At 52.6% G+C, this 11,196-nt stretch carries 12 protein-coding genes, 1 rRNA gene and 3 riboswitches; all 13 genes read right to left on the bottom strand.

Features of this window, described 5'->3' with window-relative positions; translation table 11 throughout:
• Nucleotides 1-124 (bottom strand): 16S ribosomal RNA (locus NQZ67_RS25560); the annotation flags it as partial.
• Nucleotides 125-411: 287 nt separating this feature from the next.
• Nucleotides 412-1,218: a transglutaminase-like domain-containing protein gene (locus tag NQZ67_RS25555; protein ID WP_257451560.1), complete on the bottom strand. Its 807-nt coding sequence runs from the start codon at nt 1,216-1,218 to the stop codon at nt 412-414.
• A 13-nt stretch (nt 1,219-1,231) separates the two neighbouring features.
• A riboswitch (cyclic di-GMP riboswitch) is annotated at nt 1,232-1,312 on the bottom strand.
• A gap of 75 nt (nt 1,313-1,387) precedes the next feature.
• Nucleotides 1,388-1,466: riboswitch (cyclic di-GMP riboswitch) on the bottom strand.
• Between the two features lie 277 nt (nt 1,467-1,743).
• On the bottom strand, nt 1,744-2,202 hold the full coding sequence (locus NQZ67_RS25550; protein WP_257451559.1) for a VanZ family protein: 459 nt from the start codon (nt 2,200-2,202) through the stop codon (nt 1,744-1,746).
• A 259-nt stretch (nt 2,203-2,461) separates the two neighbouring features.
• Nucleotides 2,462-3,613, bottom strand: coding sequence for an LPXTG cell wall anchor domain-containing protein (locus NQZ67_RS30450; protein ID WP_306813064.1), 1,152 nt, complete (start codon nt 3,611-3,613; stop codon nt 2,462-2,464).
• Nucleotides 3,614-3,678: 65 nt separating this feature from the next.
• Nucleotides 3,679-3,772: riboswitch (cyclic di-GMP riboswitch) on the bottom strand.
• Between the two features lie 173 nt (nt 3,773-3,945).
• On the bottom strand, nt 3,946-5,460 hold the full coding sequence (gene lysS, locus NQZ67_RS25535) for a lysine--tRNA ligase (RefSeq protein ID WP_257451558.1): 1,515 nt from the start codon (nt 5,458-5,460) through the stop codon (nt 3,946-3,948).
• Nucleotides 5,461-5,553: 93 nt separating this feature from the next.
• Nucleotides 5,554-6,030, bottom strand: coding sequence for a transcription elongation factor GreA (greA, locus tag NQZ67_RS25530; protein WP_257451557.1), 477 nt, complete (start codon nt 6,028-6,030; stop codon nt 5,554-5,556).
• A 280-nt stretch (nt 6,031-6,310) separates the two neighbouring features.
• Nucleotides 6,311-7,342 carry a tRNA dihydrouridine synthase DusB gene (gene dusB / locus NQZ67_RS25525; protein ID WP_257451556.1) on the bottom strand — a complete coding sequence of 344 codons (1,032 nt, stop codon included), beginning with the start codon at nt 7,340-7,342 and terminating at the stop codon, nt 6,311-6,313.
• Nucleotides 7,343-7,351: 9 nt separating this feature from the next.
• Nucleotides 7,352-7,564, bottom strand: coding sequence for a helix-turn-helix domain-containing protein (locus NQZ67_RS25520; protein ID WP_257451555.1), 213 nt, complete (start codon nt 7,562-7,564; stop codon nt 7,352-7,354).
• Nucleotides 7,516-8,064 carry a 2-amino-4-hydroxy-6-hydroxymethyldihydropteridine diphosphokinase gene (gene folK, locus NQZ67_RS25515; protein WP_257451553.1) on the bottom strand — a complete coding sequence of 183 codons (549 nt, stop codon included), beginning with the start codon at nt 8,062-8,064 and terminating at the stop codon, nt 7,516-7,518. Before folK ends, NQZ67_RS25520 begins: the two co-directional genes overlap by 49 nt.
• Complete coding sequence (folB, locus tag NQZ67_RS25510; RefSeq protein WP_257451552.1) at nt 8,042-8,428, bottom strand: dihydroneopterin aldolase; 387 nt, start codon at nt 8,426-8,428, stop codon at nt 8,042-8,044. Before folB ends, folK begins: the two co-directional genes overlap by 23 nt.
• A gap of 104 nt (nt 8,429-8,532) precedes the next feature.
• Entirely contained in the window at nt 8,533-9,381 is an 849-nt protein-coding gene (gene folP, locus NQZ67_RS25505) for a dihydropteroate synthase (protein ID WP_257451550.1), read from the bottom strand.
• Nucleotides 9,382-9,592: 211 nt separating this feature from the next.
• Nucleotides 9,593-10,576 (bottom strand): aminotransferase class IV, encoded by a 984-nt coding sequence (locus NQZ67_RS25500; RefSeq protein ID WP_257451547.1) that lies wholly within the window; start codon nt 10,574-10,576, stop codon nt 9,593-9,595.
• Nucleotides 10,573-11,154 carry an aminodeoxychorismate/anthranilate synthase component II gene (gene pabA / locus NQZ67_RS25495; RefSeq protein WP_257451545.1) on the bottom strand — a complete coding sequence of 194 codons (582 nt, stop codon included), beginning with the start codon at nt 11,152-11,154 and terminating at the stop codon, nt 10,573-10,575. The genes NQZ67_RS25500 and pabA overlap by 4 nt, the downstream gene beginning before the upstream one ends.
• Nucleotides 11,155-11,196 lie beyond the last annotated feature (42 nt).

The raw sequence follows: 11,196 nt of genomic DNA, 5'->3' as shown, positions 1-11,196 counted from the left end.
GTTACCTACGTGTTACTCACCCGTCCGCCGCTAACCTTACCCCGAAGGGTAAGATCCGCTCGACTTGCATGTATTAGGCACGCCGCCAGCGTTCGTCCTGAGCCAGGATCAAACTCTCCATAAAAGTGTTTGACTTGCTCTAAAACGTTGTTGCTATTTCGATTCATTCTTGCGAATGTATCGGGCAGTTTCGCTCGTTGTTCAGTTTTCAAAGATCAATGTTTCTCGTGTTTATCACCCGTGTCTCAGCGGCGACTTTAATAATATATCACGGGTGCCTAGAGGATTGCAAGTGTTTTTTCGAAAAAACTTTAAAGTTGTTTTCTTTGGCGAGTTTCTTCATCTATATGTTGCAAGCTAGATGAAGAAAAGCCCGCCGAAATCGGCGGGCTTCCCTTAAATAATGACGGTTTAGTATTGTTTAGCTTTCGTATATTTCTTAACGTCTTTGTACATCTCGACTTTTTTGTTGCCTTTCTTTAGACCCGCGTCAACTGTCGTGTCAATCGTTACCCACTTGCCGTTCAAGTAAACCTCATTCCATGCGTGGTACACATCGACATACTCCGTATCGCCCATTACAAGCTTTGTGGGAATATCCAAGCTCCGAAGCATAGCCGCAAACAGCGCGGAGTACCCATAGCAGATGTCTTTTTTGGAAGTAAGCGTCTTATCAATGCTTGGGAGGTAATCCGAGCTTACATTCGCGGCCAAGCTATAGTCGTACGAAATATTCGAAGTTATGAAATCGTAGACGGCCTTAACTTTCTCTTCGTCCGTTTTTTTGCCTTTTGCGAGTTCTTGCGCTTTGGCGATTGCTTTGTTCGTGCTTGTCCAACTTACGTTTTGAATCGAGTTCAAGTAAACGACCTTTTCATCCTGCAGGCTCAGCCTTACCGTTTCTTGCTTTACGACTTTATACGATTTGCCGGATACGTTCTCCAAAACCATGACTTTATATTCGCCGTTCCCAAGCTGCAGAGGGAATTGCTCTGTTTTTTGGGCGGCCGTGAGATTATATGTATAGTTTTCTTTGCCTTTGGCGATCATGACTTTCGTCTTTACGTTCGCTTTCACTTCGTACGATACCGAGACAACGCCTTGCGCCAGCTTCGATGCATCCAGCCAACTAGCTGCCGTGCTCGCGTCTGCCGCTACTACATTAACCGATATGAATAATAAGAATGCTGCGATAAACATAAGGACGAATCGTTTCATGAAAAAAACTCCCTTCGGTGGCCAGGCTGCCATCTTGTTAGAAGGCCCTATAGCTTTGCGTCCCTACCTTTCGATAGGTTTGCCATTATCGTGTAAAGTTTTTGGAGCGTTCTCTAAAGACCTATATTTGTTCGATATAGTCCTATATAAAACAAAAAAAGCATGTCCGTTCGGTAGCTGGCTGCCATCAAACGGAAGGCCCTATAGCTTTGCGTCCCTATCTTTCGATAGGTTTGCCGTTATCGTGTATTGCTTCTATAGGTTCTATATTACCACGTATTTCTAGTATTTCAAGACTAGATTCGTATCTTATCTGCTGTTTTGATAGATTCCGATATCCGATCCTGTCGAACCGCGATCCGTTCAGTATATGGAACAACAAAAGATTTCCAGCCCTAGTGAAAATATTGACGACAACATCTCTTTAATAGTGCAGGCCTCCTTCATTACTTCGTTATCTAGCGGAGACTCAACGAATTGGATCAAAAAAAAGCCGGCTTTAACCCAGTCATACTGGCGCCGACCTTACTTCGTACCATTACCAAACCATAATCTAATTCGTTCTATCGATTTAAAAAGTCCTACTCCTATCCATGCACCAACGCTATCGATGAAAACATCTGCGACCTGCGCTCCCCTGCCAACCACAAATAGCTGATGCAGTTCATCCGAAATCGCAAAACAAACGCAAATCAGCAAACTAGCAACTACACCGCGCATCCCTCTGACTTTAAATTTTGTTAAAGTACCAAGTACGAGAATGGCAAGTATAAAATAGATGAAAAAGTGAGCGTTTTTTCGAACGGCGTGATTTAGCTCTAGTGCGTTCACATCAGTATTCGGCAGCATCTGCTCGATAAATACCACGATAACCTCAGTCACTCCGGTGCTAAGCTCGTCTGACGACGATGCAGGTTGATGGGAGAAAAAAATAATAAGGGCCATCCATAGAATGACGACGGCCCAATAAACGAATTTTCGCATAGGAACAAATCCTTATTATTTAATGCCGCAATAATTTACGTACCAATCCGCAAACTTCTGCAATCCTACTTCTATAGAGTATATCATCAATATTATAGATATATCTTCCATCATTTACAAGAGAAGTTCGTACTACATGTCCCCATATAAGACCGGTACAACTATTAGATACTTGCTAACTTCCTACTCTAGAGATGATGTGCCAAACCGTGCGCAAACGAAAAAGAAGCATGGAATTCCTCCATGCTTCTCTAAGCAATTACGCTTTAGTTGTTGATGACTTTCTTCTCAGCAGCAATCCACCCACGCAGATCGCAATAAGGCCTGCAAGATAGAATGGTGCAGCGCTCGTCTGACCGGTTTCAGGCAGAGTCGCAAGCGGAACTTCATTATCCGCTACTTCTTGCGTTTCGTTAGCAACAGCCGTCTCATCCTCGACATCTACTGTACCTTGCGGTGTTTCGTTCTCCTCGACCTCGATTACTTCTGTTGTTTCTTCTTCGTTGCCTACAGTAGTTTCTTCTGTTGTTTCTTCTTCCACTCCGCCAAGCGGAGTTTCCGGCTCTTCCACCTCAATTACCGGTTCTTCGGTAGTTGGAGGTGTTGGGGTAACAGGCTGCGGTGTTTCCGGATCCACTGGCGTTTCTGGATCCACCGGCGTTTCTGGATCCACTGGCGTTTCTGGATCCACTGGCGTTTCTGGATTCACCGGTGTTTCTGGATCCACCGGTGTTTCTGGATCCACCGGTGTTTCTGGATCCACCGGTGTTTCCGGATCCACTGGCGTTTCTGGATCCACTGGCGTTTCTGGATCCACCGGTGTTTCTGGATCCACCGGTGTTTCTGGATCCACTGGCGTTTCTGGATCCACCGGTGTTTCTGGATCCACCGGTGTTTCTGGATCCACTGGCGTTTCTGGATCCACCGGTGTTTCTGGATCCACTGGTGTTTCTGGATCCACTGGCGTTTCCGGTTCAGTTACAGGTTTCGTTTTATAATACACATTGAAATGACTAATTTCCGGATGCCCATTATTTTTTTTGGGTGCCTTGAGGCCCGAGTCGCTGTTTTTTCCGTTATAATCATACGATTGACCGTTATTGGCGCCTTTAATGTACACGCACGATATTTCATACTCATTATCATTTGATAGCCAATCAAGCGATTTAATATCTGCGGATAGCGTAAGTTTTGCAATGATTCTATCTCCAATTATCAGCTCGAAAGTACGGCCTCTATCATTGGAGTTTATATCGTCGAACTTGACCCCTGACCCACTGCACGTGTTGTTAGGATCCCCCGGGTGCGATCCAGAGCCACCCCCGCCTTTTGCAAATGCCGCTCCAGTTGGCCCAAACAATAAAAAAAAGGCGAGTACCGCTGCGCCTACCATTATCCATCTTCTCTCCATAATAAACATCCCCTTTCACCGAGTGTTTGTTTAATAAACACAAAAAAGACTGCCATGATATTATTCATGGCAGTCGGACGATCATGGTATCGCACCTTGCGATACTTTAGACTCCTGGCTTTGCGTCCCACCCTTTCGGGGGGTTTGCGATTTACATGACCCTAGCAATGGATATGCTATAAATTACTATAGTAATATTACCCAAGTCATAGTCTATTATGACCGCCATTCGCTGTCAATCTTTTCTTTGCGACACGATATGCCGGATTTTAGGGAATGATCTGACAACAAAAAAACCGCTCGGCCATAGGCTAAGCGGTTCATTCGTTATCTTATTCGCCAGCGCGAAGCTCGCGCATATGCGGGAACAGCAGCACGTCGCGAATGGACGGCGCGTCGGTCAGCAGCATGACCAAGCGGTCGATTCCGATACCGAGACCGCCCGTAGGAGGCATGCCGTACTCGAGCGCGCGGATGAAGTCATCGTCCATCTCGTGCGCTTCGTCATTGCCTTGCTCCTTCTCTTCCAGCTGCGCCTCGAAGCGCTCGCGCTGGTCGATCGGATCATTCAGCTCCGTGAACGCGTTCGCGTGCTCGCGGGCCACGATGAACAGCTCGAAGCGGTCCGTGAAGCGCGTATCGACGTCGCTCTTCTTCGCAAGCGGCGAGATTGCGACCGGATGGCCAGTAACGAACGTCGGCTGAATCAGCGTCGCTTCACATTTCTCTTCGAAGAAGGCGTTCAGAATATGGCCGAACGTCATGTGCGGCTCGACCGGGATTTTGTGCTCCTTGGCCAGGGCATGCGCTTCTTCGTCCGTCATCTGAACGCTGAAATCGACGCCTGTCACTTCTTTGACCAAGTCCACCATGCTGACGCGGCGCCACTGCGGCGTCAGATCGACGTCATGACCCTGGTACTTGATCTTCGTCGTACCAAGCACTTCCTGCGCGATATGCGCGATCATGTTCTCGGTAAGCGCCATAATATCTTTGTAATCGGCGTACGCTTCGTACAGCTCGATCATCGTAAATTCCGGGTTATGGCGAGTCGAGATACCTTCGTTGCGGTAAACGCGGCCGATCTCGTACACTTTCTCCAGTCCGCCTACAATCAGACGCTTCAAGTGAAGCTCGATCGCAATGCGCATGTACAGCTGCATGTCGAGCGCATTATGATGCGTAATGAAAGGACGTGCCGCTGCGCCGCCCGCGATCGAATGCAAGGTTGGCGTCTCCACTTCCAAGTAGCCGAGCGAATCCAAATAACGGCGCATGGATTGGATAATGCGGGACCGTGCGATGAACGTTTGCTGTACGTCCGGATTCATGATCAGATCGACATAACGCTGGCGGTAGCGAAGCTCGACATCCTTCAAGCCGTGATGCTTGTCCGGCAGCGGAAGAAGCGACTTCGTCAGTACGTCGACGTCCTGCGCCTTGACGGACACTTCGCCCGTGTTTGTTTTGAACACGACGCCCTGCACACCTACGATATCGCCGATATCGAGCATGTCGAACGCGGCGAATTTGTTCTCTTCGACAGAGTCCTTCCGCACGTAAATTTGAATGCGGCCCGTCAGATCCTGAATATGGGCAAAGCCGGCTTTGCCCATGCCCCGCTTCTGCATGATGCGGCCAGCAATGCTGACTTTGACGCCCTGCGCTTCCAGCTCTTCCTTCGTGCTGCCCTCATAGGCTTCCAGAATGGCTTTGGCCGTATGGGTTCTCTCGTACTTCTTGCCGAACGGGTCTACGCCAAGCTCCCGAAGCTGATCCAGCTTGTCTCTGCGAATCTGCAGAAGCTCGCTCAGCTCCTGCTCGTTGTTTTGGTTCTCATGTTCCACGTTTGTTCATCTCCTTGACGCTTCTGGCGCAATCGTTCAATAACGTTCAAAAAGCTTCCGGCAAGGAAGCTTCTGAAACGTGAATAGCGCACCTTATTTTTTGATATCGACAATCTTATATTGAATAATGCCCGCTGGTACGTTTACCTCTACTGTTGCGCCCTTCTTCTTGCCTAGAATCGCTTTGCCAACGGGACTTTCGTTCGAAATTTTGTTCTGCAGCGGATCCGATTCCGCCGTGCCGACGATCGCATACTCCATCGTATCGCCGAATTCCAGGTCTTCCACCGTTACGATCGAACCGATGCTTACGGTATCGACGTCGATCTCATCATTATTAATAATGCGGGCGTTGCGGAGCATCTTCTCGAGCGTAATGATCCGACCCTCGATGAACGCCTGCTCATTCTTCGCATCCTCGTATTCGGAGTTCTCGCTAATATCGCCATAACCGATGGCAATCTTGATCCGCTCAGCTACTTCACGACGTTTGACCGACTTGAGATTCTCCAGTTCTTCTTCAAGCTTCTTCAAACCTTCTTGAGTCAGAATGATTTGCTTATCGTTCATCTTTCCGATTCTCCTGTCGTGTGACTATTTTCATACGTTGTATGAATTCACTGATAATTAATATATTGCGCATGATGACCATCATACCTCTATGTATGGCTGCTCAGCATCAGTTGTTAGATTATATTGCACGATTATATTGCAAGGTATCCCGATTGTCAATCAAAGCCAATCCGGCTTTTGAAACCGTTTCACTTTCGCTGTATAAAAGGAAAGACGACGGAAAGCGGTTAATGTCGATGCTTGTCGAATAACCGCCTTGCGTGTCTTGTGTACCGTGCTAATGGACAACTTCCCCGGATGCTGGCGTCGAAGACGAAGCCGGCTGAGCTTCAGCCTCCTGCTCCAAGGAGTTGATAAAGTTTTCGAGGATGGCCACCATGCGGTCGCGTCCCGTCTCTTCCATAATAACGTCTTTGACGCGGGCCCCGCCGGGCAGGCCTTTCAGATACCAGGCCAGATGCTTCCGCATCTCCCGCACCGCTACCGCTTCGTTCTTGAGCGCAATGAGGCGGTCAAGATGAAGGATCGCGACTTCCATCTTCTCGCGCGGCGTCGGGTCGCCGAGCAACTCGCCGCTGTCCAGATATTGGATCGTGCGGTACAGCATCCACGGGTTGCCGAGGGCGCCGCGGCCGATCATGACGCCGTCAACGCCGGTATGCTCCAGCATGCGCTTCGCGTCCTCCGGCGAGAATACGTCTCCGTTGCCGATAACGGGGATGGAAACGGCATTTTTGACGTCTTTTATAATATCCCAATTCGCCTTGCCGGTATACAATTGCTCCCGCGTGCGACCGTGCACGCTGACGGCGCTGCCTCCCGCGCGTTCCACCGCTTGCGCGTTCTCCACGGCGAATACATGCTCGTCATCCCAGCCGATCCGCATCTTCACGGTTACCGGTTTGTCGACGGCGTCCACGACGGCGGACACCATCTCGTATATTTTGTTAGGGTCCAGCAGCCATCTGGCGCCCGCGTCGCACTTGGTCACCTTGGGCACCGGACATCCCATGTTAATATCGATAATATCGGCATTGGTCTGCTTGTCGACCACTTTGGCCGCCTCCACCAGGGATTCGCGGTCTCCTCCGAAGATTTGCAGGCTGAGAGGCTTCTCCCTCTCGTCTACAAACAACATCTCCATCGTGCGCTTATTCCCGTGTAGAATCGCCTTGTCGCTCACCATCTCGGCGCAGACCAATCCTGTGCCGAATTCCTTCGCGATCAGTCGGAAAGCCGGGTTGCACACGCCTGCCATCGGTGCCAGCACGACTCTGTTCTTCATCTCGATGTCTCCGATTTTCAGCATGCGGCTTCCTTACTCCTCCTTCGTGGTCATCAACTCTTCATAGCTAATCTCAAGCGTCTTCGCAATGTGATTCAGCAGCTTGGGGTCGTTCTTCCTCGTGCCTCGTTCCAATGATCCCAGTACAGCAACCGATACGCCAAGCTCCTTGGCCAGCTCTAGCTGTGTGTAGCCCTTCAGCTTCCGAAAGGCTCTGACGCGCTGCGCCAATTGATTGTTTTCCATAACGTGATGCCATCCTTTCTCCCCTGGACCGACGCCTGCGCCGCCTCCCGTACCTCGCCGCTAAGAGGATTGGAATCCCCCAGCACATCATGCAAAGGCACGAGAACGAACGCCCGCTCCATCATGCGCGGATGCGGAAGCGTCAGCTCCACGTGATCCATTCTGACATTATCGTACAGGAGAAGATCGAGGTCAATGGTTCTTGGTCCCCATCGTTCATGTCGAATTCTCCCGAGGCGACGCTCCAGCTCCAGCTGCTCTCTAAGCAGCTCCAGAGGCTGAAGCGATGTCGTCACGGCAATCACCATATTGAGAAAAGAAGGCTGATCGGTATACCCGACCGGGTCGGTCTCGTACATCCCGGACACGCGAGTCACCCGAATATGCGGATGGTCGTCGATCTGCCGGATCGCCCGAACAAGCAGCTCCTCCCGGTCGCCCATATTGGAGCCCAAGGCAATGTACGCCTCCGCGCTCTTATGCTCGAATGATTCGGCCATCCCTATCCCGCTTTCTTTTGAGCTCGATCGTCACGCCGTCGAAATGAATATCGAACGGCGGATGCGGCTTCGTGACGCGAACCGTCACTTCGTTGATCCTAGTATAAGCTTCCAGCACACGCGATGCAATGCGGCCCGCCAGCGCTTCGATAAGCTTGAACGGCGGCCCTTCCACGATTCCTTTGGCGAGGGCGTGAAGCTCCGCGTAGTTAATCGTATAGTTCAGGTCGTCGGTATCGGCAGCCTCGGACAGGTCAAGAACGAGATCGAGGTCGATATAAAATTGCTGGCCCAGCTTATTCTCTTCGGGGAAGACGCCGTGATACCCGTAAAAGCGCATTCCCCGCACATTCATGCGGTCCATATTGGTACTCCTTCCTTTGAGACGGTCGAGATGCAGCAAAAATAGCTGGCGACAGAACTCACCGCTCCTGCTCGTTCGTGGCGCCGGCGGTGAATTGGTCCGCGCTAGCGATATAGAATCGCGTCCGCCATAAGGGCGGTCCGCTTGATGGCGCGGACGTCGTGAACGCGCACGATCTGCGCGCCGCGCGCAATGCCGAGGGCGACGGTCGCCGCCGTCCCCTCTACGACGTCATCAGCCGGCGAGCCGAGCGTCTGCTGGATGAACCGCTTGCGCGAGGTGCCGAGCAGCACCGGGTAGCCGAGCGCGGTCACTTCGTCCAGACGATCGAGAAGCTCGAGATTGTCGGCGTAGGTTTTGGCGAAGCCGATCCCGGGGTCGAGCCAGATGTTCGGCTCGGCCACGCCTGCGCTGGCAGCGATGTTCACGCTGCCGCGCAGGTCGGCGAGCACGTCCGGGACGAAGTCATTGTAGTCCCGGGCATGCCGGTTATGGCTGATGATGACGGGACAGCCATACTCCGCCGCCGCGGCGGCCATGTCGGGGTCGTGCCTGAGACCCCAGATGTCGTTGATGATGTGCGCGCCCGCTTCGAGCGCTTGGCGAGCGGTCGCCGCTTTGTACGTGTCGATCGACAACGGCACGCGCGGCAGCTCCTTGCGGAGCGCGGCGATGACGGGCAGCACGCGGCGCAGCTCCTCTTCGACGCTAATCGCTTCGAAGCCCGGTCTCGTCGACTCGCCGCCTATATCGAGAATGTCGGCTCCCGCTTCGACCATTTCATGCGCATGTCTTACGGCTTGCTCTACGTGCATGTATCTTCCGCCGTCCGAGAAGGAATCGGGCGTAGCGTTGAGGATTCCCATAATCAGCGTGCGCTCGCCAAGCTCCAGCTTCGCGTCTCCTCCGAAATCATAGGAATGCCGGTAGTAGGTCTGTTTGGGATGATTCATGTGCAGTTCCTCCTTCCATGTGAAGTGTGTATGTACATGGCAGCTTCTTATTTGGAATGCCCGGGTCTCGGAGTAAATAGACGTTTGTGACACGCTTATTCCGCTTCAGCAACCCAGTTTAGTGAATTTAGCCGTGTGTGGCACGTCTATTCCGGCATAAGGGGGGTTCGATCTTATATGTAAGACTCAGTATTCCCGCCCGCCCCGTCTCTTAACGCGGACGGAGCGTATCCTCGCGATAGAGGGCGAGCAGCTTGCGGACGACGGGTCCGGCTTGTCCGCCGCTAACCACAGCTCGGCTCCCCGAGTTGTCGGATAACGTCGTGATCGGCACCAGCTCCTGAATGGAGTTCGTCATCCATGCCTCATCCGCCTGCAAGAGATCCTCCCAGCGGTACATACCCTCCTCCACCGGATAGCCCGCGGCGTATGCCAGCTCCAGCACCCGCCGGCGAGTTACGCCGGGTAGAATCCCGGTATCCAGTGACGGGGTGCGCACAACGCCGCCCTTCAGAAAAAACAAATTGCTGACGATTCCCTCGGCTAGCCAGCCTTCCCTCGTCAGCTGCAGGCCTTCGGCGCCGGGAGTGGGGGGATGGACCAGCTGCTCGGATGTCTCCGATTCGAGCCCCTCATCACGTCCAGCCTCTCCAGAAGCTCCTGGTCCTTGCGCACTGCCGTCTCCGCCTCCAAACCCCATCAATTCACGCTTCGCGATAATGCTATTCATATAATGGAGCGATTTGAAGCGCACGGAGCCTTCGGGCGTATTCCTCCGCGTCTGAAGCAGCCGAAGCTCGCGCCCGCGCATGAGCGCATCATCGTTCGCGGGCGGCAGCTCCTTCACGAGCAGCAGCGCGTTCGGCTGCTCGTAATCGCCGGTCGGCAAGCCAAGCGCGCCTTCTCCAGCGCTGACGGTCAAGCGGACATAGCCGTCCGCCAGCCCGTTCTCCTCCAGCAGCCTGCGCGTCCACTCCTCAACCTGTTCCGCGCTCATCGCAAACCGAATGCCAAGCTCGGCGCAGCCCCCCTGCAGCCTTTCCAGATGCCGATTCAGCAGATACGGCTTGCCGCCGTACGTGCGGAACGTCTCGAACAACCCCAAACCGTACAAAAAGCCGTGATCGTATACCGAGATCACAGCTTCGCGCTCTTCTACGGTCCTGCCGTTCCAGCCTACTCTGGCGGGAGTCATTGCAGGACGCCGGACCTATGGCGCAGGAAGTTGCGGAGCATCGTGTGCCCATGGTCCGTAATAATCGATTCCGGGTGGAACTGCACGCCTTCGATGGCGTATTCCTTGTGCCGAAGCCCCATGATTTCGCCTTCGGCCGTCTCCGCGCTAATCTCGAGACAATCCGGCAGCGTCTCGCGGCGCACGATCAAGGAATGGTAGCGCGTTGCCGTGAACGGCGACTCCATGCCCTCGAAGATGGATTTGCCGTCATGCAGAATCGGCGACGTCTTGCCGTGCATCAGCTTCTCCGCGCGCACGACTTCCCCGCCGAACGCTTGTCCAATCGACTGATGGCCGAGACAAACGCCGAAGATCGGCACTTTGCCTTTGAAATGCTCGATAAGCGACAAGCTGATCCCCGCTTCGTTCGGCGAGCATGGTCCAGGCGAGATCAAGATATGGTCAGGCTTCAATTCCTCGATGCCGGCCAGATCGATCTCGTCATTCCGCTTCACGACGATGTCCTCTCCGAGCTCTCCTAAATATTGCACCAAATTGTACGTAAACGAGTCATAATTGTCGATAACGAGTATCATGCTCCGCATCCCCTTATCCGTAGCCTGTATTTGGTCTATCTA

The sequence above is a fragment of the Paenibacillus soyae genome (assembly GCF_024623455.1).
In the GTDB taxonomy this organism is placed as follows: domain Bacteria; phylum Bacillota; class Bacilli; order Paenibacillales; family Paenibacillaceae; genus Pristimantibacillus; species Pristimantibacillus soyae.
Note: the sequence above shows the minus strand (reverse complement) of the source record. Positions and strands in the feature narration are given on the sequence as shown.

Coding starts and splice junctions, on each gene's coding strand:
- NQZ67_RS25555 (WP_257451560.1), bottom strand. CDS start 1,218: ATGAAACGATTCGTCCTTATGTTTATCGCAGCATTCTTATTATTCATA.
- NQZ67_RS25550 (WP_257451559.1), bottom strand. CDS start 2,202: ATGCGAAAATTCGTTTATTGGGCCGTCGTCATTCTATGGATGGCCCTT.
- NQZ67_RS30450 (WP_306813064.1), bottom strand. CDS start 3,613: ATGGAGAGAAGATGGATAATGGTAGGCGCAGCGGTACTCGCCTTTTTT.
- greA (WP_257451557.1), bottom strand. CDS start 6,030: ATGAACGATAAGCAAATCATTCTGACTCAAGAAGGTTTGAAGAAGCTT.
- dusB (WP_257451556.1), bottom strand. CDS start 7,342: ATGCTGAAAATCGGAGACATCGAGATGAAGAACAGAGTCGTGCTGGCA.
- NQZ67_RS25520 (WP_257451555.1), bottom strand. CDS start 7,564: ATGGAAAACAATCAATTGGCGCAGCGCGTCAGAGCCTTTCGGAAGCTG.
- folK (WP_257451553.1), bottom strand. CDS start 8,064: ATGGCCGAATCATTCGAGCATAAGAGCGCGGAGGCGTACATTGCCTTG.
- folB (WP_257451552.1), bottom strand. CDS start 8,428: ATGGACCGCATGAATGTGCGGGGAATGCGCTTTTACGGGTATCACGGC.
- folP (WP_257451550.1), bottom strand. CDS start 9,381: ATGAATCATCCCAAACAGACCTACTACCGGCATTCCTATGATTTCGGA.
- NQZ67_RS25500 (WP_257451547.1), bottom strand. CDS start 10,576: ATGACTCCCGCCAGAGTAGGCTGGAACGGCAGGACCGTAGAAGAGCGC.
- pabA (WP_257451545.1), bottom strand. CDS start 11,154: ATGATACTCGTTATCGACAATTATGACTCGTTTACGTACAATTTGGTG.